The following is a 21,073-nucleotide window of genomic DNA, read 5'->3' as shown; positions in this document are numbered from 1 at the left end:
AATTGGTTGTTTGAACAAAATTGTACATTTTCTGCAGGGGCTTTCGGAGTGATCCTACGGTGGCCTGACGCGGCGCGGGGAAGACTTGGTTTTTTTCCGGACTTCCCTATGCACCTCACCGCAGCCTGCGACTTGGCCACGCTCTATCACCAGACCGACGAGCATTTTTTTGCGGCGGTCTGTCCGTTGCACCGCCGCTACAGCGCCGGTGTAAATGCCTATTTTATCGATGTGGATCCTGTCCCGTGGAACCTGTTGATTATCCGGGTGGGCAGTGCCGTGTTGGACGAAGCAATGGTGGAACCGCTGGCCTTGATCCGCCGGACCTCGTTGGGTATACGTGTGGTGATTCATGACGATCAGGTCGAAGGCCTCCAGGAGGCGCTGACGGGGCTGAGCTTTGTTGCGCTCGACAGGACCACGGCGATGGTCCTTGATCTGTCGACGTTTACCCCTTCGGTGTCAGGCAGCCACTTGCAGATCAACCTGACACGGCATTTGAGCGACTGGGCCGGCCCGGTAGGCAACGCATTCAGGCTGACAGAGGATGCTATCGCAAACTACCAGGCCCGGCATCAGCGAGCCCTGGACAGCGATGAAAGCCTTTACCACTTCACACTGTCAGTCAACGCCATTGTGGTGTGTTCGTTGACGTTGTCGATGTGCGACGGGTTGGCCAGGCTCAACGATATCGGCACCGATATCGCCGACCGCGGTAAAGGTTATGCCACGCAATTGATTCACACCGCACTGGCTCACGCCCAGGCCCTGGGCGCCCGACGCTGCTTTCTTGAGGCAGCGCCGGAAGGTGTGTCGCTTTATCGCAAGCTGGGGTTCAAAGGGTTGTTCGGGAACCAGGCGTTCGTGCGTGGTCCTGTGGTCCAGGCGTGATCAGAGAGTGACGTTTGCCGCGTCGCCGTTCTCCAGCTCCAACAAATACTGCTTGGCCTCAAGGCCGCCAGCGAACCCGGTCAACCCGCCCGAGGCGCCGATCACCCGATGGCACGGCGCGACAATCGAAATCGGGTTGCGCCCGTTGGCGGCGCCTACCGCACGCACTGCTTTGGGGTTGCCGATCTGTGCAGCGATCTGGCTGTAGCTACGGGTTTCTCCGAACGGAATGGTCAACAACGCCTGCCAGACCTTCTTCTGGAAGTCGGTGCCGGCAAAGTCCAGTTCCAGCTCGAAACGGTTGCGGGTACCGGCGAAGTACTCCTTCAACTGGCGCTCGGTTTCCTGCAATACCGGGCTGTCGTTGGCTTCTTGCAGGGCGCCCAGCCGGACACGGTTGGGACGCTCTTTTTCCCACAGGATGGCAGTGAGTTTTCCGCCACGGGCCACGAGGGTCAACTGGCCGACGGGGGAGGGCATGAGCGTGTATTCACAGGACATGGTCGGGCTCCTTGAGGGGGTATGGCGTTACTGTAAATCCGCCGGTCCATGGTGGAACTACGTTTCTTGCGGTTGAATTCAGGTGCTGAGGTTAGCGGTCCTGTTGCAACACCTTGAGCGCCGCAGAAGCAAGAAACCCCGACCGGCTTTTTTCTTCCGGGTGATGCAGGACGTATTCGTCAATGCGGTTCAGCAGGTAGCCGGGCAACGTGATGTTGAGTTTCTGTGCCTTGCCCAGGTACTTGGTGACGTCAATATCCACCACCGTCCAGGTGCAGCCGGCGTATTGCGGATTGGCTGCGTGGAGGGTGACTTTCTGCGCAGCAGGAATGGGCGCACCGTCTTCTGCGAGGATCTTGAAGTGGCCCTCGATCGCTTCACGGGCCATGGCCATGGCATCGTCGAGGTCGTCTCCGGCCGAGAAGCAACCGGGAATGTCCGGGACTTCTACACCCCAGGCGTGGTCTTCGTCACCGGTTGAAATTGCGATTGGGTACAGCATTTTGGGGCCCTCAAAAGGGTATTCACTATAACTACCAATATTGAGTTATCAACACCGTACCTACCATTTGAGAGAGCCGACTTTTCGCGCTGATGTGTAGGAATTGTACGAGTCACTTCGTGACGGGTTTTTAGGCGTCTTTGCGAGCCTGCAACAACTCATCAATCACTGTCAGGAATGCCGTGACCATCAAGCTGCGCCCATCAGTACGCGTAAGCATAAGCAACTGTGCATACGCATCCGGATCTACCAACGGCCGATACGTCACGCCCTTGTTCATCAAACTCTGGGTGCATGCCGGCACCAGCGCCACACCTTGCCCTGCCGCCACCAACGCAATGATCGAAGTGATCTGCCGTCCCGTTGGCCCGGCACGCAATGGCAACCCATTACGCCGGTAAAGCTGCTCAATGGATTGGTTAAGCCCCGAGCCGTAATCGGCGGGAAACAGAATCAGCGGATACCCACTCAGTTGCGCCAGGCTGACCTCGGCCTGGCTGGCTAACGGGCTGTCGCTGGACACCGCCGCCATCAGCCGCTCCTCGCCCAACGACAACGCCTGCACGTGCGTCTGGCCCTCCTGGGGCAGCAAGCGGCTCAGGCCGATATCCAGGCGGCCATCAGCCACCTGCGCGCCCAGGCTGCCGGAGGCGCACTCCACCAGCGTCAATTGCACATCGGGAAAGCGTTGGGCAAAGGCTTGAATCGCCTGGCTGAACAAGTCCGACAGGGCAATCGAACTGACGTAACCCAGCGCCAGTTGCCCGGCGGCACCTGCTGCGAGTTTGCCGGCGATGACTTCGGCGAGGTCGACCTGCTCCAGCACCGCCCGGGCGTAGGGCAGGAACGAACGACCCTGGGCAGTGAGCGAAACCGTACGGCTGGTGCGGTCGAACAGGCGAAACCCCAGTTCAGCCTCCAGCGCGGAAATCTGCCGGGTCAACGGTGGCTGGGCCAGGTGCAGGCGCAGGGCGGCGCGGCCGAAGTGCAATTCTTCGGCGACGGTCAGAAAGTAACGCAGCTTGCGTAGGTCGAGCATCCTGGCCCCAGGGTATTGATCGGTCCGAAATCGGTATTGGTCTCGGGTGCGCGGGTCATTCTATAAAGGCCTCTGATAATAAAACGAGAGGTTTCATGAAACCGCGTCTGCATTGTGCCCGTCTTGCCCTGTTCCTGTGTGGCTGCGCGGCGTTTCTCAACCTCTACGCCACCCAGAGTATTTTGCAGACCTTCGCTACCAGCTTTCAGGTGAGCGCCAGGGCGGCCGGTTGGAGCATTACCGTCACCACCTTGGCGGTGGCGCTGACCGCGCCCTTTGTCAGCCGCCTGACCGGGCATTTTGAGCAGCGCACGGTGATCTCCGTTGCTGCGCTGTTGCTGGCCGTGCCGGCGCTGATGACTGCCTATGCCAACAGCTTGGCCGAGTTGTTGGTGTGGCGCTTTATCGAAGGGATGCTGATCCCGGTGGTGTTCGCCACCAGCGTGGCCTACATCGGGGATCGCTGGCGCGGCGGCACCGTGACCGAAGTCACCAGCCTCTACGTGGCCGGCACTGTGCTGGGCGGGTTTGCCGGACGCTTCGTCACCGGCGTGATGACCGAGTATGTCGGCTGGCGTGAAGCCTTTGAACTGTTGGCGGTGTTGAGCCTGATGGTGGGCGGGTTTATCCAGTTTCTGCTGCCGGACAATCCACCCCGCGTTGCACGACCTTCAACCACCTGGAGCGATGTGCTCGGCACTCCGCTGTTGGCTGCGTACGCAGTAGGATTTTGCGTGCTGTTCTCCCAAGTGGCGACGTTTACCTACGCCGGCCTATATCTCAGCCAAGCCCCATTCGACTTGGGCCCGGCGGCGCTGGGCACGATCTACATGGTGTTCCTGCTGGCACTGGTGGTGATCCCCGTCGCCGGTCGCCTGAGCAAATCGCGCCCGCAATCCGAATTGCTGACCGCTGCTGCGGCGCTTGGCGTCTGCGGCTCGGCCCTGACCTTATTGCCGTCCCTGTGGTGCATCGTGCTGGGGCTGGCCCTCAGCTCCACCGGCGTATTCCTCGCCCAGGCCGCTGCCAGTGCTTTCACCACCGCCACCGCCCGCCACAACAAAGCCGGAGCCGTGGGCCTGTACCTCACCTGCTATTACCTGGGCGGCAGCTTCGGCGCCATCGTCCCGGCGCTGATCTGGGAGCGTTGGGGTTGGATGGGCTGTGTGGCGCTGATCATTGGTTTCCAGCTACTGTCGCTGCTGATCGCCCTGGCGGGCTGGAAGCCCCTCCAACCTGAACTGAGCAAGACCTCATGACCGACGCCGTTGCCGTGCCCGTACCCGAGACTTCCGCCCGTCGCCGCTCGTTGATCGCCGGCTGCAGCGCCCACGCGATTCATGATGGCCTGACCGATGTGATCTACGTGCTGCTGCCGATCTGGCAAGCGCAATTCGGCATGACCTACGCCCAGATCGGCCTGCTGCGTGGCGCCTACTCCGGGATGATGGCGGTGTTCCAACTGATGGCCAGCCGTGCTGCCAAACGTTGGGGGCGCACGCCGATGCTGGTGGGCGGGACGGCGCTTGCCGGTGTTGCCTATCTGTTGGTGGGGCAGGCGACCGGGTTGGGCATGTTATTGCTGGCGCTGTTGTTGGGCGGGCTGGGCGCGAGCACCCAGCATCCGCTGGCGTCCTCGATGATCACCGACACCTATGAGGGCGGCGGCGGGGTCAAGGAAGCGCTGTCGCAATACAACTTCTCCGGAGACATCGGCAAAACCCTGGTTCCCGGGCTGGTGGGACTGTTGCTGACAGTTATCAGTTGGCGCGCGAGCGTTACGCTGTTGGGCCTGCTGGGATTGGCGGCGGCGGGGTTGCTCTGGTGGCTGATCCCCACGCAGGCCGCGGCATCCACTTCAGGGAAAACCGCCAAGACACTGGTAGGAAGCGGCTCCGTCAGCGGCCTGCGCGCGCTGATCGTCACGGGCACTCTGGACAGTGCTGTACGGATGGGCTTTCTCACGTTTCTGCCGTTTCTGCTGCAAGCCAAAGGCGCCGGCACTGTGGGTATCGGGCTGGCGCTGACCATGCTGTTTATCGGCGGCGCCTTCGGGAAATTGCTCTGCGGCTACCTCGGCGCACGCATCGGCATGATGAAAACCGTATGGCTGACGGAGACCAGCACGGCGGTGTTGATCGTTGCTGCGGTGTACCTGCCGTTGACCGGTTTGATGGTGATGTTGCCGGTGTTGGGGCTGGCGTTGAATGGCACGTCGTCGGTGCTGTACGGCGCGGTGCCGGACCTGGCGGGCGCGGGCAAACGTGAGCAGGCGTTTGCCGTGTTCTACACCGGCACCATCGGCGGTGGCGCGCTGGCGCCGGTGCTGTTTGGCGGGCTGGGGGACTCGATGGGCGTGCCGGTGGCGGTGATGGTGTTGGCGGGGATGTTGCTGCTGACATTGCCGTTGGCGTGGGTGGTGCAGCGGGGAGTGGTGCTCGAGAGATAGCCGTCTTTTCGGATGGTGAACTCAGTTCCCTGTGGGAGCTGTCGAGCCTTGGCGAGGCTGCGATGGGATCGCTACGGTATACCTGGCAGACCGCGCCGCCTGCATCGCGGGCAAGCCCGGCTCCCACAGGACGTGCGTTCCAAATTTTGGAGCGATACTGCTCTAATGTGGGAGCTGTCGAGCTTTAGCGAGGCTGCGATGGGGCCCGCACTGCAAACATTGATGCCAGTTGACCCAACCGAAAACCTATCTCATCAGAGATGCGATCCGCTGCGCATCCTCAGGCGTCGCCGGGTTATACACCACCATATTCAGATCCTTGCGCCCATCGACCGCAAACACCGAATACTCAAATTCAATCGGCCCCAGCACCGAATGGCGTATTCGCTTGATGCCATCACCATGGGCACCCTGTACGTCGTTCTCACTCCACATCGCCTTAAACTCAGGACTGCGCCGACACAGCTCATCTACCATCGGCTGCACCTGCTCTGCCGCACCTGAGCGCGCCGTATCAATCCGGAAGGCGCCCAACACAAACCGCGCCACGCTTTCCCAATCGTATTGAGCCGCGCGGGAATTGGGATCCAGGAACATGAACCGCAGGATATTTCGCTGTTCCGGCGGCAGCGATCCGTAGTCCATCAACATCACCGTCGCCGCCTCGTTCCAGGCCACCACATCCCAGGTCGCCGTGCGCAGGATCGCGGCGCTGGGGTTCAAGGCATCCAGCACCCGTTGCAGGCGTGGCGTTACAGTTTCGTTTTGCTGGTAGCGCACCTCTGGCGGGCGTCCGAAGGCCAGCAGAAACAGATGCTCACGCTCGATATCCGTCAGCATCAACGCCTGGGCAATGCGTTCCAGCACTTCCACCGACGGCGCGCCGCCACGGCCCTGTTCCAGCCAGGTGTACCAGGTGGGGCTGATATTCGCGCGTTGGGCCACCTCTTCACGGCGTAACCCGGGCGTACGGCGGCGTGCCGATGAGAAGCCGAACGCCGCCGGGTCAAGCCGGGTACGTCGGTCTTTCAGATAGTTGCCCAGCAGATTCCCGCTCATAGCCTGTTAGCCTCTATACCCTGATAACTTCACTACTTTACCCGTATAGGGCAAGCGCACAGATTAGTCTCTGAATACACACGGAGATACGGTTCATGCGCATATTTATCACGGGTGCCAGCGGGTTTATCGGGTCGGCGGTCGTCAAGGAGCTGATCTCGGCGGGCCATGAAGTGCTGGGTTTGTGCCGGTCGGACGACAAGGTGGCAGCGCTGGAGGCGGCCGGTGCCCAAGTGCACCGTGGGTCGCTTGAGGACCTGGCAAGCCTCAAGGCCGGGGCCGCCCAAGCGGATGGCGTGATTCACCTGGCGTTCAATCATGACTTCTCGACATTCGTCGCGAACTGCGAGGATGACCGCCGGGTTATCCAGGCGCTGGGAGAGGCGCTTGTCGGGTCGGATCGACCGCTGATCATCACCTCCGGCGTCGGAATCGCGAGCACCGTGCCGGGGCAGTTGGCAACGGAGGATGGTGCGGTGGTGACCTCAGCGCAGATTCCCCGTGCAGCGTCGGAAGAAGCGGCCAACGCTGTAGCCGAGACGGGTGTGAATGTATCGGTAATGCGTTTGCCTCAAGTACACGACACCTTCAGGCAGGGGCTGGTCAGCCCGGTGATCGAGTTGTATCGCGAGAAGGGCGTTTGCGCCTACATCGCAGACGGGAAAAACCGTTGGCCGGCGGCACATATTCTGGATGTGGCGCGGCTCTACAGGCTGGCGATTGAAACGGCTGAGCCGGGCGCGAGGTATCACGCGGTGGCGGAGGAGGGTGTGTCGCAGCGGGAGATAGCCGAGGTGTTGGGGACGCGGCTAGGGTTGCCGGTTAAATCCATTTCGGCGGAAGAGGCTCAAGGTTTTTTTGGGTGGTTGTCGATGTTTACCGCTCACGATATGCCAGCGTCCAGTGTGGTTACTCGCAGGACGTTGGGATGGGAGCCGGTGGGGCCGGGGTTGCTTGCGAATCTTGCGCAGTTGGAGGGAATTGAAGGATGAGTTGCAGTGGATTTAGGACAGGCCATCAGCATGATGGCCCTGCCTGATTATCACGAGAAATCACTGCCCATCCGGAGGAATAAGCGCTTGCCGCAGAAGGGCGTTGATCACCGTTTGATCTCCGGTTCCAGAGCTTTCAGCGCGTTTGCGGATAGCTTCAATCACTGCCTCGTCCAGCATGATTGTTATCTGTTTCTTGCCCGCGTTGCTGGCGATAGCACCACGTTTGCCAGTGCTGAAATCGTATTCGTCTTTCATGGTTCAAACCTGGAAATATGGAAGGCTTCTGTTTTTTTGTAGCCCTCGGTCACATAGCTGACCGCTCTGAGAAATTCCCCTTTGTCACCGTCAGCCAAAACCTGAGAAGCGTACTCGTTGATGGCTTCGTCAGTGCCCAGCAGTGCCGTCATATCAAATGCCGTAAGTGTTTGGTTCATGATCAATCCTTCGGTGCCTGTTTCTTAGCCGGTCGATGCGGTGAGATTCAGGAGAATGATCTGAGTGGGGTGGCGAGTTCAAACGCTCGCGGCTGCTTTCTTGTTGCCAGAGATTGCGGGCTGATTTGGGCGAGCAAGCATTGATGAATCTTGCTGCTTTGCCTACACAACCATCAGAATCGTCCCGGTTGTACGCCTTGGGCGACCTCTTTAAGGTTCGTCAGCCGCTGCCCATCAGCGGTCGGGTTTAGTAGCCCTGTGAAGTTTTGGCGTACGGCTGTTCTGTCGGTCAGGCATCTTATTGCCTGTGCCTAATGGTAGCTGTGCGCAGGGCGTCTTCGGGCGCGCCGGTTCTGAAACTTCCCGGTCTACTAACCTGCGTACAGCTGCCACCCTATTTCTGTAGTACTGGGTGGTGGTCCTTCTTGAGGATCAACAGATGTGTACTGACTCGTATAATTCACCCGTAAGAATATTCAGCGTACGTCCCGAAATCGGCACCGATGCATTACTCGCCAACGCCTACGAAACCATTGCCGGCGCTGGCGCCATGACCAACGAATTTGCAGATAACCTGCCAGACGAGCATCGCTGTCTGGCCTTGGCGATTCAGCAAACCATCGAGTTGGGCCTGATGCTGGTGGAGGCGGCACAAGACCGCGTGGACTCAGTCGCCTAGGCATCCTGTAACAGGCTTGCCTTCCCAGGCCGCCCATACCAAGGGGAAGGAAGCCAAATTTCTGTTAGCTCGAACGTTCCCGCCTCAAATCCAAACGGTCTGCGAGACTCGCTGCCTCTTCAATCAGCGCGTCACAGAACGCGTCGACGAAGAGAGAGGACGGTCGATAATCGGGCCTGATCAGCATGACCCGATACGGAATCGATACGCTGATCGGCCGAATGGCCAGCCCGTCACCGGCCTCCGCCACCGCCGTCAACGGGTTGATAATTGCCACTCCCAGTTGTTGCCTGACCATGGCACACACCGACGCAGCGTTGGTTGTTTCGACGACAATATGCCGGTCGACACCGGCCCGGCGGAAATGCTCATCAAGGGTTTGACGATAGATATCCAGGCCCGACAGGTTGATGAAATTCACCCCCTGAAAGTCTTCCAGTGTCAGCAACGGTTTAGCCAACAAAGGATCACCGTCCGGCAGTACGCACACCATGTCGGAACAAAAGAGTAATTTCCCTTGAGTGCCCTGAGGCGCATGTTCACCTTCGGTCAATCCGAGGTCGTAACGCTGGGCGCTGAGTGATTCTTCCAGCAGGGGCGTTTCCTGTGCCGCAATGCTCAAGCCGATACCGCCATGCTGTTGCTGAAAGCGCTTGTAGACCTTGGGCAAAAGCGTCTGGGAAAACAGCGGAAGACATGTGACGCTCAGTTGGCCATGTTCGAAGCGACGAATTGACTGTGCAACGCTGTTGATTCGTTCCAGGCCGATGTAGGAACGCTCAACCTCCTCGAACAGCATGATCGCCTGGGCTGTCGGTGCCAGCCTCCCACCCGCGCGATCAAAGAGTCGCAGGCCAGAGAGTTTTTCCAGTCGCGCCAGCTCACGGCTGACCGTCGGTTGGGAAGTAAATAGCAACTGCGCCGCTCCCGTGACGCTGCCGGCCTGCATGATGGCCCGGAACACCTCGATATGCCGTATGGAGACTTCCATCCCTGACCTCTACCCAATTAGCCAAAACCATATCAAAACTGAATCGAGCGGCAAAGAATAGGTATTTTATTGAATGACGGGCGCCGGGCATGCTGGTTTCTCTACTTATTTAAGAAAGAAAAACGCCATGCCCAACACCTCCGTTTTCCAGTCATTGACCGAGTCTGCAAGACAGCACGGTACCCCGCTCTGGTGTTATGAGGCCGAGACCATCAGGGCCCGCATCAATCAACTGCAGGGTTTCGACGTCATTCGATACGCTCAGAAAGCCTGTTCCAACCTGCATATTCTTCGGTTGATTCGCGAACAAGGCGTGCGGATCGATGCGGTATCGCTGGGGGAAATCGAGCGGGCCCTGCTGGCTGGATTCAGCCCTGACGGTGACCCGGCGGGCATTGTTTTTACCTGTGATTTATTCGATGAAGCGACGTTGCGCCGTGTGGTGGAACTGCAGCTGGAAGTGAACACCGGCTCGATTGATATGCTGCGACAACTGGGTCAGCGGTCGCCCGGTCACCGGGTTTGGCTGCGGATCAATCCGGGGTTTGGTCACGGTCACAGCCGCAAGACCAACACCGGTGGTGAAAACAGCAAGCACGGAATCTGGCACGAGCAGGTCCAGGACGCGCTCAACGTGATCCGGCAATTTGGCCTGAAGCTGGTGGGCGTGCACATGCATATCGGCTCCGGCGTGGATTACGCGCACCTTGAGCAAGTGGGCTGTGCGATGGTCTCGGTGGTGAAAGCACTGGACCACGATATCGAGGCATTTTCCATCGGCGGGGGGCTTGCCACGCCTTATCGTGCGCAAGATGAACCGGTGGATATCCAGAGTTACGCGAGCACATGGCGTCAGGCCAAACAGGAGATTGAGGCCTGGCTCGGTCATCCGGTACGCATGGAAATCGAGCCGGGCCGCTTCCTGGTCGCGGAGTCGGGCTATCTGGTCACCGAAGTTCGCGCGGTAAAAAAAGTCGGCAGCAGGAACTTCATCCTGGTGGACGCCGGCTTCAACGACCTGATGCGGCCCGCCCTCTATGGTGCCTATCACCACATGACATTGCTGGACGCCCAAGGTGTGCCGGTCAGCCGGCCGGAGCACCTGTGCGTAGTGGGCGGCCCGTTATGCGAGGCCGGCGATATTTTCACGCAGGATGAACAGGGCATCACGCCCCGCATGTTGCCGCAAGCGCGGGTGGGCGATTTGTTGGTGATACACGATACCGGCGCGTATGGCGCCGCCATGTCGTCCAATTACAATAGCCGCCCGCTGCTGCCGGAAGTGTTGATCGAGCACGGGCAGGGGAAATTGATTCGACGCCCGCAACCGCTGTCGGATTTGCTGGCGCTGGAGTTGGGGCTTTGACGAATAATCGGTGACGGTGATGCACGAATTTAAAGTGTTTGGCGCTAGATTCATCGCGGTGTCGGTATTGGCCATTGGAGCGATTTTTGACGGTGCAAATGCCTTTGCCCTGGATGCCACAAAATCCCCAGGCAGCAACCTGCCAAACCTGAGCCGTGCGTACGTGCTTCAGGACTTCAATGCACAAGGTACGCCTGAAGAAATAGCGATCGGCGAAAATCTTCAGAACGCCTATTTCTACACAAACTGTTATCGCTCATTGGGATGCCATCAAGGCGTGCCGGAAGGAGCGGTGGTATTCAACACACCCTCGGGCCTTAACGCGACGCCCAACAGTCACTATCCCCGGGTTGAGCTGCGGGCAAAAAGAGAGTTCACCGCAGGCGAGGTGTTTGATAACGCCCAGTCCGGCGAGCTTTATGTGGTGCAAAACCCAAGCACCCAATCCATCATTTTTGCCCAGATACATGGCGACAAGGCGGGAGGATCGGAACTGCTGAAGCTTCGCTGGGAGGATGGCTCAATCGTCGCCGGGACCAAGACACGCTATGGGCATAAGGAGCAAAGGACGGTCTTGCTGACGGGGCTGAAGCTTAACGACAAGCTCAATTACAAGATTGAAGTAAAGGGCTCCGAGGTCGGCATGGTCCTGGTGGTTTCGGCTGCGGCGAATGGCAGGCAATCCAGCCGGGAGTTTGATATTCCGCCATCGGGTTGGCAGGGCATTAATCTGTATTTCAAGGCCGGGAATTACAACCAGACCGCTGACCCTGACGGAGGGGCCGCGATTATTGCGTACAGCGTCCTTAACGTCAGCTATCAGTAGGTAGCAGCGGACTTAAACGTCACCCATAAAAAAACCGGCCACCAAGAGCCGGTTTTTTTACACATCTCCCGTCAAAACCATCCTGACGTGAGACCAAAATCTGAGTGGAGCGGGTAGAGGGAATCGAACCCTCATCTAAAGCTTGGGAAGCTTTCGTTCTACCACTAAACTATACCCGCTCAGAACGGCTGACTTTGTACCAGATGTGCTCGCGGATTTGAAGTTTTTCTTCGAAAAATCTGTGTTTTACGTGCCAACGGTCGGTCGTGGGCAGGCGAATCCCCAGGGGAATCCAGCCCACCCACAACCCCGTCGCTCATACGGCAAAGGCATGCTGTGGCTGCGACGCGTGGTATCGCAACCGGCTTGGTTGCTGCTCCGGCCTCAAAAAGCCCATCAATGCCTCCCGGCTATCCCGGCATGCAGCCTTGTGCTCCATGTCCAAAAAGTGCCCGGTCGCCTGGATCGTCCCGAAGCTGCTTTTCGCAATATGTTGCCCAAACAGCTTCGCATCCTGGGCGCTGGTGTACTCGTCCCATTCGCCGTTCAAGAACAGCACCGGTATATCAATCTGCTTCGCCGCCTTGAGGTAGCACAGCCGGTCGCTGTTCAGCACGTGGCTGATGTGAAAGTGCATCTGCCCATACTCATGCTCGGCCAGGCCGCTCACGTGTTTGTAGTTGTAGCGCTTGAACAGCGACGGCAGGTGTTTGCCGATGGTGCTGTTGACCAGGTGGCCCACGCGGTCGCGGTCGAGGTTGCCGAGGTAGTCGACGCCGCGCTCCAGGTAGTCGCGCATGGGGGCGTTGATCACCGGGGAGAACGAGCTGATCACGGCCTTTTCCACACGGCGCGGCCGGTGGGCGAGGGCGACGAGGGTCGCAGCGCCGCCCCAGGAAAAGGACAGCACGTGTTCGGCGGCGAAGTGGTCGATGAGTTCCAGAAGAATCTGGCCTTCGACTTCTTTCGTCAGCATATGCTCGTGGCGGTTGTGGATTTTTGAGCGACCGGCGTAGGGCTGGTCGTACAAAACCACGTTGAACGTTGGGTGCAGGCTTTTCACGGTCTGAGCGAAAGACGCGGTGGTGGCCATTGAGCCGTTGACCAGGATGATGGTCTTGGCGGCTGCGTCCGCGCGATAGAACTCCGTGTAAACCCGATACTGACCCTGTATATCCAGCACAGCGATTTCTGGCCTCATGTCATAAGACTCCTGGCAAGCGGGTAATGCGCGCAGATCACTCTGCACGAGCTTTGTGACAGGTAGGCATACGCCTGGAAGTGAGGGCCCATGTCGATCCGAAACTGGCTGGCCGACGGGTGTTGTTATGGCGGGCAATTTGCCGTTAGAGGCCCGCAGATCAAGCGTGCGGACGGGCAAAGTGTTTCTTGTAGGTAGGGGTGACTCGCCAGTCAGATTGCGGCTGGCTGGGTTGATTCAAGCATCAGGGATGCCAGTTCGCCAGTCACAGGCGTGGTTTTTTGCCATCATCGGCTGAACGGTCATCAGACCTGTTGGGTTTCAGCGGCCGTCAGCGCCCGGTACTGCCCTGGGGCGAGGGCCGGGTCCAATTCCAGCGGCCCCATGCGCTCGCGGTGCAGGCGCGTCACTTTGTTGTCGAAGTGCCCGAACATGCGCTTCACCTGGTGATAACGCCCTTCAATGATGCTCAGGCGCGCCGTTCTGGGGCCCAATAGCTCCAACTCCGCCGGCTGGGTGGTGAGGTCTTCGAAGGCGAAGTACAGGCCGGCGGCGAAGGTGGCCGCGTATTGCGGCCCAATCTCCTGCTCGGTCTCGACGTAGTAAACCTTGGGCAATTTGGTTTGCGGCTGGGTCAGGCGGCGCGACCATTGGCCGTCGTTGGTGATCAGCAGCAGACCGGTGGTGTTGAAATCCAGACGACCGGCGATGTGCAGTTCGTGCTTGTCCGGTTCATCCAACAGGTCGAGCACGGTGGGGTGCTGTGGGTCTGATGTGGCGCTCACGCAGCCCTGGGGTTTGTGCAGCATGAAGTAGCGCGCGGGTTTGCCGGCTTGCAGCACCTCGTCATCCAGCAACACACGGCTGAACTCGCTCACCGGGTGATGAGGATCGCTGACGGCCCGGCCGTCGACGGTGATCCGTCGTTCCACCAGCAACAGGCGAACCTGCTTGCGGTTGAAACGGGGCAGGTTGCTGAGGAAGCGGTCTACGCGCATTAAGACCGCTCGTTCCCGCGCAGTTGCTCGTCCACCTGGGCACAGCGCGGGCACAGGCAGGCTTTGTTGCGCAGCTCCGGCGGCAAGGCTTCAAGCACCGCGGGGTCGATGCTGACGGAGTAGCACCAGCAGGCCTGGTCGGCCGTGCGCGGGTCGGCCAGGGCGCAGTCGTTGCGGGCGCCGCAGGCGGGGCAGAGGGTTGGCGTGGTCATCGGTCGGTTCAGGCTGTATCGGACAAGGTCCCGGTGAAACCCGGTGTGCCTTGCACGATACAGCCCCGCCGCGTTATTGCAAATCACGCTCCAGTACGACCACCCGTTGCCCGGCGCCAATGCCGCTGCCAGGCTGCACGGGAATTTCGCGCACGGTGCCGGCGAACGGCGCGAGCACCGGGATTTCCATTTTCATCGACTCCAGGATCACCAGCACATCGCCTGCCGCGACGGGTTCGCCGACGGCCACCTGAACCTGCCAGAGATTACCGGCGATGTGGCTGTCGATGCTGTATTCGTTGGCCTGCAACGGCGTGTCTTCGCCCAATGCCGGGGCGAGTTCCTCACTGTCGAAATGCGCCTGGCCGCTGGCGATCCAGCGTTCGCGTTCGGCGTTGAACGCGCGCTGTTGTTGCCCGCGAAATGCGCCGATGCTCTCGGCTTCCCGGGTGAGAAAGGCCTGGTAATCCGTCAGGTTCAGTTGGCTGTGTTCGATGCTCAACTCAAAGCGCCCGAGGGGGAAATCCCGGCGAATCTGCACTAGCTCGTCCGCGCTTACCGGGTAAAAGCGGATCTGGTCGAAGAAGCGCAGCAACCACGGTTTGCCATCGAACGCGGCCACTTCCCGATAGCGGTTCCACATCTGCAAGGTACGCCCGACGAACTGATAGCCGCCGGGGCCTTCCATGCCGTACACGCACAGGTAAGCGCCGCCGATGCCCACGGAGTTTTCAGCGGTCCAGGTGCGTGCCGGGTTGTACTTGGTGGTGACCAGGCGGTGGCGCGGGTCCAGCGGCGTGGCCACCGGTGCGCCGAGGTAGACGTCGCCCAGGCCCATCACCAGGTAGCTGGCATCGAACACGGTGTGGCGCACTTCGTCGAGGTTGGCCAGGTCGTTGATGCGGCGGATGAACTCCAGGTTGCTCGGGCACCAGGGGGCGTCCTTGCGCACGGTGGTCATGTATTTTTCGATGGCCAGTTGGCAGGCCGGGTCGTCCCAGGAGAGTGGCAGGTGGACGATGCGCGAGGGCACCTGCAGGTTTTGGCTGGCGCAGACGGTGTGCCATTCGGTAGTGATCAACGCCAGGAGATCGGCGAGTGGCAGTTGTTCGGGCTGGTAGTGGATTTGCAGGGAACGGATGCCGGGAGTCAGGTCGATGACGCCATGCAGGGCCTGTGCTTCGAGGGCTTGCATCAGGGCGTGGGCACGGAAGCGCAGCACCAGGTCGAGTTCCGGAGCGCCGATTTCCAGGAGCAGGTGGGTGTCGCCGGCGAGGCGGGCGACCAGGCGGGTGTCCTGTGTGCCGATATCCAGAACCACAGGTGAATTGTAGGAGCCCGGCTTGCCGGCGATGGTATCAATGCGGTGTTCCGGATGTACCGAGGTGCCTGCATCGCGAGCAAGCTTGCTCCTACAGTGATCCCATTTCAGGGCGAGGTCGCGGGCGGTCTTAATGTCGACCGGGGTGAAGCAGATTTTGTCACCGGCCTTGAGCTGGCCCAACTGCCACAAGTCCGCCTCGATCACCGTCACCGGGCACACAAACCCACCCAGGCTCGGGCCGTCGGGGCCGAGGATCACCGGCATGTCTCCGGTAAAATCCACCGCACCAATGGCATAGGGATTGTCATGGATATTCGACGGATGCAGCCCCGCCTCGCCACCATCGGTACGCGCCCACAATGGCTTCGGCCCGATCAGCCGCACACCCGTGCGGCTGGAGTTGAAATGCACTTCCCACTGGGTCGCGAAGAAGGTGTCGATGTACTCGGGCTTGAAGTATTCCGGTGCGCCGTGGGGGCCGTAGATCACCCGCAGTGTTCGCACCTCGGCAAGGGGCTCGGGTACCAGTTGTTGGCCCGCGCTAACGTCCGAAAGCGGCAGCAGATGCAACACATCCCCCGCTCGCAAAGCCCGCCCGCCATGCCCACCAAACTGGCCCAGGGTGAAGGTACTTTTGCTGCCCAGATAATCCGGAACCTGCAACCCGCCGCGCACGCACAGGTAGCTGCGCGCACCGGCCCCGGCGATGGTGCCCAGGCTCAAGGTCGCGCCCGCCGGGATCAGCAGTGCGGTGTTCATCGGCACCGTTTCATCATTCAACCGCAGCGCAATGTCCGCGCCGGTCACCGCTACCACCGCCGCACAATTGAAGCGCAACAACGGCCCGCTCATGGTGATCTCAAGCGCCGCAGCACCCTCGGCATTGCCCAGCAGGCGATTGCCCAACCGCAGCGCGCGGCTGTCCATCGGCCCCGACGGCGGTACGCCCACGGCCCAGTAACCGAGGCGCCCCGGGTAATCCTGAACACTGGTTTGCGTGCCGGCGCTCAGCACTTCAAACGTATCGGCGCGGTACACCAGATCTTCCAGGCAGCGGGTCCATGGCTGGCCGCTGGCGAACGGTGCGGCCAGCAGAATCTGGCGCAGGTAATCCCGGTTGGTTTCCACGCCATACAACTGACTGTTGCTCAATGCTTGATGCAGGTCCAGGCGTGCCTGTTCGCGAGTCGGTGCCCAGGTGATGAGCTTGGCGATCATCGGGTCGAAGTACGGCGGGATCTCGCAACCGGCCTCCACCCACGTGTCGATGCGCAGGCCTTCAGCGGCGGGGAAATCCACACAGGTCAACAACCCCGGGCTCGGCTGAAAATCCCGGCCCGGGTCTTCGGCATACAGGCGTGCTTGAATCGCGTGGCCGTGGGGCTTCAACTCCAGCTCCCGCAGCGGCGGCAATTCCCCGGCGGCCAACTGCACCATCCAGCGCACCAGGTCCACGTTCCATACCTGCTCGGTGACGCCATGCTCCACCTGCAACCGGGTGTTCACTTCCAGAAAATAGAAGCGGCCATCGGCGCTATCAAAGATAAATTCCACGGTGCCGGCACTGCGGTAGTTCACCGCTTTGGCCAAGGTGATTGCTGCTCGGCAAAGCTCATCGGCCATCCCTTCGGGCAGGTTCGGTGCCGGGGTTTCTTCCAGCACTTTCTGGTTGCGCCGCTGTACCGAACAGTCACGCACGCCGAGGGCGATCACCTCGCCGCGCCCATCGCCAAACACCTGCACTTCCAGATGCCGGGCGTGCTGGATGTACTTCTCGATAAACACACCTGCGTCGCTGAAATTGTTCTGGCCCAGGCGTTTGACCGCCTCGAAACAGTCGCGCAATTCATCGGCGCTGTTGCACACGCGCATGCCGATACCGCCACCGCCTGCGGTGCTTTTGAGCATGATGGGATAGCCCACGGTTTCCCCGGCCAGCAGGGCTGCGTCGAGGCTGTTGAGCAACTCGGTGCCTTCCAGCAAGGGGATGTTGTGCTGCTTGGCCAGCGCGCGGGCGGTGTGCTTGAGACCGAACACTCGCAGCTGTTCCGGTGTAGGGCCGACGAAGGCGATGCCGGCTGTTTCGCAGGCTTCGGCAAAGGCGGCGTTTTCCGAGAGAAAGCCGTAGCCGGGATGAATCGCCGTGGCGCCACAGGCCTTGGCCGTGGCGAGGATTTTCTCTACCGACAGATACGTGCCGGCCGCCGCGCCTTCGCCCAGGCTGTAGGCCTCATCCGCCTGCTGGATATGCAGGCTGGCGGCATCGGCCTCGGAATACACCGCAACGCCCCTGACCGAAAGCTCGCGCAAGGTGCGCAGGATGCGGCAGGCGATGGCGCCACGGTTGGCGATCAACAGTTTTTCGAACATGGCAAAACCCCGCAGGCCGATGTGTGTTCGGCCTTGTCCTGGGATGCGGGCCGTCCCGCAAATGTGGATGGCGCTGCGGTCGTCCGAAGCGCAAATTTCAACACCAATGCAGATCAACTGTGGGAGCCGGGCTTGCCCGCGATGGCGGTGGGTCAGTCACCCCATGTGTTGGCTGATCCACCGCTATCGCAGGCAAGCCAGCTCCTACAATTGATCTTCAGTGTTTTTGGAGGCACTGCCCGGCCCGGGATTGGCAGAGGGCGAACAACCACTGACGTAACCGCTTGATTTTCAGTTCCATACCAGTAACTCCGCAGGGGTCGGGTTGTAGCCGTTGCACGGGTTGTTCAGTTGCGGGCAGTTGGAGATCAATACGATCACGTCCATCTCGGCCCGCAGGTCGACGTACTTGCCCGGGGCGGAAATGCCGTCTTCAAACGTCAGCCCGCCATCGGCCGTCACCGGCACATTCATGAAGAAATTGATGTTCGGCCCGATGTCGCCTTTACCCAGCCGGCCATCGTGGGCGCAGGCCCGCAGGTAATTGTCGCGGCAGCTGTGCATGTAGCGTTTTTCCAGGGCGTAGCGCACGGTGTTGCTCTCCTGGGCGCAGGCGCCGCCAAGGGTGTCGTGGCGCCCGCAGGTGTCGTCGACGATGGTCAGCATCGGCTGCCCGAGGTTGGAATACAGCACACTGCCGGTGCCCAGGTACACGCTGTTTTGCCGGCGCAAGGTGCGCTGCACGTCGTAGCGTTCCCTGGGGTTTTTCAGGCTGTAGAACAGCGTGTCGACGGCCTGGTTGCCCTCAAGGTCGAGGATGCGCAGCGTCTGGCCGGCCTTGACTTCCATCAGCCAGGGTTCGCCGGCGGGAATGGTCGCGCGGTACACGGCCGCGTCCGGTTGTTTGGCGAGTGCGATAGACATGGCAGGTCCTCAGGCGAACAGACGGTCGGTGTTGATAAAGCCGCGCTCGTTCTCCGGGCGCGAGGTGCGGCAGTGTTCGGCGACGCTTTTGTCGGCGTTCATCCAGCTGAGTTTCAGCGGTTGCGGCGCGTATTCGGGGTTGGGGTCCATGGGATGTTGCAAGGCGGTGAGCACCACCAGCGTGTCCATCGGTGCATAGAGTTCGATGTAGTCGCCGGCCTTGGAATGACCGGCCGCAAAGTGCAGGCCGCCGGCGTCATCCACCGTGACTTTGCTGAACAGGTTGAGGGTCATCAGCAGATCGGAAAGCCCCAGGCCCCACTTGCCCAGTTCCACCAGCAGGTTGTCGGTGCCGTTGCGGTAGAAGCCGTTGCGCAGCTCTTGATAGCGGCCCTTGCCATATTTTTCGGCGACCTCGGAGGCGCATAACACACCGCCGATGCTGTCGCTCCAGCCGCAGGTGTCGGCGGTGATCGCGGCCAGCACGCGGCCCATGTCCGAGTACAGGCAATGGCCACTGGTGAGCTTGGCGGTGTGTTGGCACTTGAGGCTGTCGGGCAGGTTCAGGCGCTCGGTTTTTTCATTGGCATTGAGCAGGGTCAGGCTGACGTTGGCGCCGCCGCGAATGTCGGTGAGGCGCAGCAGTTGGCCGCGCTTGAGCACGAAGGAACGGTGGCCGCCGCCGGGGAGCATTTCCTCGGCGAAGGGTGGGAACAATTGGGTTGAGTCGGTCATTTGGAAGTGGCTCCAAGTTCGGCGGCGATCGCCTTGCGGCGCTCGCTGTTCAAAGGGATGTCGTAGGTGATGCGGGCGCCATACGCGCCCGGGGCGTGCGGGTCGAGGCGCACCTTGTCGAACACCAGCAAGCGGGTGCCAAGGCTGAAGCCTTCGCTCAGGTCGTGGGTGACCATGAACACCGTCAGCCTGGTTTCGCGCCACAGCTCCAGCAACAGCAGGTGCATGTCTTTGCGAATGCCCGGGTCGAGGGCGCCGAAGGGTTCGTCCAGCAGCAATATGCGCGGCTTCATGATCAGCGCCTGGGCGATGGCCAGGCGCTGTTGCATGCCGCCGGAGAGCTGCGCCGGGTACTTGTCCAGGGCGTGGCCCAAACCGACTTTATGCAGCAGCGCCGCTGCCTGTTCCCGCGCCTGTTTTTTCGCGTTGCCGAACAGCCGGCCGAGCAAGGGTGAGCGCGGCAATTCAAGGCCCAGCGCAACGTTGTCCAGCACCGTCAGGTGCGGGAACACCGAGTAGCGCTGGAACACCACGCCACGGCTGGCGTCGGGCTCGGCGGCCAATGGTTTACCGTCCAGCAGGATCTCGCCGTGGCTGGCGGTTTCCTGGCCCAGCAGCAGGCGCAGGAAGGTCGATTTACCGCAGCCGGAAGTCCCGACCAGGGTGCAGAACTCGCCTTCGGCCACGTGCAGGTTCAGGCGCTCCAGCACCACCTGGTCGCCATAGCGCTGCCACACATTGTTGACGCTGATAAAACTCATGCCCGCGCTCCTTCGTACCAGGGGAACGCACGCCGGGTCAGGGCCTTGAGGCCCCAGTCCATCAGCCAGGCCAGCAGGGTGATCCACACCACGTAGGGCAGGATCACGTCCATCGCCAGGTAGCGGCGCACCAGGAATATCCGGTAACCCAAACCGTCAGTGGAGGCGATGGCTTCTGCCGCAATCAGGAACAGCCACGCCGAGCCCAGCATCAAGCGCAGGGAGATCAGCAGGCGCGGCAGCAATTGCGGCAACACCACCCGCAGCATCAGGGTCCAGGTGGAGGCGCCGAGGGTCTGCGCCTTCACCAGCAACTCCACGGGAATTTCCCGCGCTCGCTGTTCCAGGTCCCGCGCCAGGGCCGGGGTGATGCCGATCACGATCAACATCACTTTCGACAATTCCCCAAGCCCGAACACGATGAACAGGATCGGCAGGATCGCCAGCGGCGGCACCATCGACAGCACCGTCAGCAATGGCGACAACGGTGCGCCGAACAGCGGCAAGGTACCGGCGGCGATGCCCAGGCACAGGCCGGCGAGGGCGCTGATGCCCAGGCCAATCGCCAGGCGGCGCAAGCTCGATGCGCTGTCTTGCCACAGTACGTATTCGCCGGTGCGAGCGTCTGCGCTGAAGGCCAGGCGTTTCACCGCGTCGCCCATTTGCACGGCGCTGGGCAGCAGCTTGTCGTTGGGGTTGTCTGCCAGGCGTTCGGCCGAGCCCACGAAGTAGGCGAACAGCAGCAACGCGAAGGGCAGCAGCACCAACAACAGGCGGCTGGAGCGTTCCGGGTGACGGTTGATCAGGCGCATGGCC

General features: G+C 60.8%; 20 protein-coding genes, 1 tRNA gene and 2 pseudogenes. 7 read left to right on the top strand and 16 right to left on the bottom strand.

Annotated elements, in window-relative coordinates; all coding sequences use genetic code 11:
- The first annotated feature begins 108 nt into the window (after positions 1 to 108).
- Positions 109 to 891, top strand: coding sequence for a GNAT family N-acetyltransferase (locus HX875_RS20615; RefSeq protein WP_177045123.1), 783 nt, complete (start codon positions 109 to 111; stop codon positions 889 to 891).
- On the opposite strand, the gene HX875_RS20610 is transcribed toward HX875_RS20615, so the two are convergent.
- The 3 genes from HX875_RS20610 to HX875_RS20600 form a co-directional block, all read right to left on the bottom strand.
- Complete coding sequence (locus tag HX875_RS20610) at positions 892 to 1,392, bottom strand: methylated-DNA--[protein]-cysteine S-methyltransferase (protein WP_177045121.1); 501 nt, start codon at positions 1,390 to 1,392, stop codon at positions 892 to 894.
- A gap of 91 nt (positions 1,393 to 1,483) precedes the next feature.
- Entirely contained in the window at positions 1,484 to 1,894 is a 411-nt protein-coding gene (locus HX875_RS20605; RefSeq protein ID WP_177045120.1) for a type II toxin-antitoxin system HicB family antitoxin, read from the bottom strand.
- A gap of 130 nt (positions 1,895 to 2,024) precedes the next feature.
- Positions 2,025 to 2,933: a LysR family transcriptional regulator gene (locus HX875_RS20600; RefSeq protein WP_177045118.1), complete on the bottom strand. Its 909-nt coding sequence runs from the start codon at positions 2,931 to 2,933 to the stop codon at positions 2,025 to 2,027.
- 95 nt (positions 2,934 to 3,028) lie between these two features.
- Here HX875_RS20600 and HX875_RS20595 point away from each other — a divergent pair, with 95 nt between their 5' ends.
- Both HX875_RS20595 and HX875_RS20590 read left to right on the top strand, forming a co-directional pair.
- Positions 3,029 to 4,192 carry an MFS transporter gene (locus HX875_RS20595; RefSeq protein ID WP_177045116.1) on the top strand — a complete coding sequence of 388 codons (1,164 nt, stop codon included), beginning with the start codon at positions 3,029 to 3,031 and terminating at the stop codon, positions 4,190 to 4,192.
- On the top strand, positions 4,189 to 5,382 hold the full coding sequence (locus tag HX875_RS20590) for an MFS transporter (RefSeq protein WP_177045114.1): 1,194 nt from the start codon (positions 4,189 to 4,191) through the stop codon (positions 5,380 to 5,382). Before HX875_RS20595 ends, HX875_RS20590 begins: the two co-directional genes overlap by 4 nt.
- Before the next feature lie 246 nt (positions 5,383 to 5,628).
- On the opposite strand, the gene HX875_RS20585 is transcribed toward HX875_RS20590, so the two are convergent.
- Positions 5,629 to 6,441, bottom strand: coding sequence for a helix-turn-helix transcriptional regulator (locus tag HX875_RS20585; RefSeq protein ID WP_177045112.1), 813 nt, complete (start codon positions 6,439 to 6,441; stop codon positions 5,629 to 5,631).
- Positions 6,442 to 6,536: 95 nt separating this feature from the next.
- Between HX875_RS20585 and HX875_RS20580 the strand changes: the two genes are divergently transcribed.
- Positions 6,537 to 7,433 (top strand): SDR family oxidoreductase, encoded by an 897-nt coding sequence (locus HX875_RS20580; protein ID WP_177045110.1) that lies wholly within the window; start codon positions 6,537 to 6,539, stop codon positions 7,431 to 7,433.
- A gap of 66 nt (positions 7,434 to 7,499) precedes the next feature.
- Here HX875_RS20580 and HX875_RS20575 read toward each other — a convergent pair.
- Positions 7,500 to 7,691, bottom strand: a pseudogene (locus tag HX875_RS20575) (BrnA antitoxin family protein); the annotation flags it as partial.
- A 26-nt stretch (positions 7,692 to 7,717) separates the two neighbouring features.
- Positions 7,718 to 7,870 (bottom strand): annotated as a pseudogene (locus tag HX875_RS20570) (addiction module antidote protein); the annotation flags it as partial.
- Between the two features lie 439 nt (positions 7,871 to 8,309).
- Here HX875_RS20570 and HX875_RS20565 point away from each other — a divergent pair.
- On the top strand, positions 8,310 to 8,549 hold the full coding sequence (locus HX875_RS20565; RefSeq protein ID WP_169387304.1) for a DUF6124 family protein: 240 nt from the start codon (positions 8,310 to 8,312) through the stop codon (positions 8,547 to 8,549).
- 64 nt (positions 8,550 to 8,613) lie between these two features.
- Here the strand turns inward: HX875_RS20565 and HX875_RS20560 are convergent, their stop codons facing one another.
- Positions 8,614 to 9,540 (bottom strand): LysR family transcriptional regulator, encoded by a 927-nt coding sequence (locus HX875_RS20560; protein WP_177045104.1) that lies wholly within the window; start codon positions 9,538 to 9,540, stop codon positions 8,614 to 8,616.
- A gap of 127 nt (positions 9,541 to 9,667) precedes the next feature.
- On the opposite strand from HX875_RS20560, the gene lysA reads away from it, so the two are divergent.
- Positions 9,668 to 10,906: a diaminopimelate decarboxylase gene (lysA, locus tag HX875_RS20555; protein WP_177045102.1), complete on the top strand. Its 1,239-nt coding sequence runs from the start codon at positions 9,668 to 9,670 to the stop codon at positions 10,904 to 10,906.
- A 19-nt stretch (positions 10,907 to 10,925) separates the two neighbouring features.
- Positions 10,926 to 11,732: a polysaccharide lyase family 7 protein gene (locus HX875_RS20550; protein ID WP_177045100.1), complete on the top strand. Its 807-nt coding sequence runs from the start codon at positions 10,926 to 10,928 to the stop codon at positions 11,730 to 11,732.
- Between the two features lie 105 nt (positions 11,733 to 11,837).
- On the opposite strand, the gene HX875_RS20545 is transcribed toward HX875_RS20550, so the two are convergent.
- From HX875_RS20545 to HX875_RS20505, 9 genes are all read right to left on the bottom strand, one after another.
- Positions 11,838 to 11,911 (bottom strand) — tRNA-Gly (locus HX875_RS20545).
- A gap of 137 nt (positions 11,912 to 12,048) precedes the next feature.
- Positions 12,049 to 12,933 carry an alpha/beta fold hydrolase gene (locus HX875_RS20540; RefSeq protein ID WP_177045098.1) on the bottom strand — a complete coding sequence of 295 codons (885 nt, stop codon included), beginning with the start codon at positions 12,931 to 12,933 and terminating at the stop codon, positions 12,049 to 12,051.
- A 305-nt stretch (positions 12,934 to 13,238) separates the two neighbouring features.
- A complete protein-coding gene (locus HX875_RS20535; protein ID WP_177045097.1) occupies positions 13,239 to 13,931 on the bottom strand; it encodes a pseudouridine synthase in 693 nt (230 codons plus the stop codon).
- Complete coding sequence (locus HX875_RS20530; RefSeq protein ID WP_063032670.1) at positions 13,931 to 14,143, bottom strand: cysteine-rich CWC family protein; 213 nt, start codon at positions 14,141 to 14,143, stop codon at positions 13,931 to 13,933. The genes HX875_RS20535 and HX875_RS20530 overlap by 1 nt, the downstream gene beginning before the upstream one ends.
- A gap of 73 nt (positions 14,144 to 14,216) precedes the next feature.
- Complete coding sequence (uca, locus tag HX875_RS20525; RefSeq protein ID WP_177045095.1) at positions 14,217 to 17,837, bottom strand: urea carboxylase; 3,621 nt, start codon at positions 17,835 to 17,837, stop codon at positions 14,217 to 14,219.
- A 291-nt stretch (positions 17,838 to 18,128) separates the two neighbouring features.
- Positions 18,129 to 18,761, bottom strand: coding sequence for an urea amidolyase associated protein UAAP2 (locus HX875_RS20520; RefSeq protein WP_177045093.1), 633 nt, complete (start codon positions 18,759 to 18,761; stop codon positions 18,129 to 18,131).
- 9 nt (positions 18,762 to 18,770) lie between these two features.
- Positions 18,771 to 19,496 carry an urea amidolyase associated protein UAAP1 gene (locus HX875_RS20515; protein ID WP_177045091.1) on the bottom strand — a complete coding sequence of 242 codons (726 nt, stop codon included), beginning with the start codon at positions 19,494 to 19,496 and terminating at the stop codon, positions 18,771 to 18,773.
- Positions 19,493 to 20,257 (bottom strand): ABC transporter ATP-binding protein, encoded by a 765-nt coding sequence (locus HX875_RS20510; protein WP_177045089.1) that lies wholly within the window; start codon positions 20,255 to 20,257, stop codon positions 19,493 to 19,495. Before HX875_RS20510 ends, HX875_RS20515 begins: the two co-directional genes overlap by 4 nt.
- On the bottom strand, positions 20,254 to 21,069 hold the full coding sequence (locus HX875_RS20505) for an ABC transporter permease (RefSeq protein ID WP_177045087.1): 816 nt from the start codon (positions 21,067 to 21,069) through the stop codon (positions 20,254 to 20,256). The genes HX875_RS20510 and HX875_RS20505 overlap by 4 nt, the downstream gene beginning before the upstream one ends.
- Positions 21,070 to 21,073 lie beyond the last annotated feature (4 nt).

Source organism: Pseudomonas yamanorum (genome assembly GCF_013386765.1).
GTDB classification, from domain to species: Bacteria; Pseudomonadota; Gammaproteobacteria; order Pseudomonadales; family Pseudomonadaceae; genus Aquipseudomonas; species Aquipseudomonas yamanorum_A.
The sequence above is the reverse complement of the archived record's forward strand: the minus strand, read 5'-3'. Positions and strand labels throughout refer to the sequence as shown.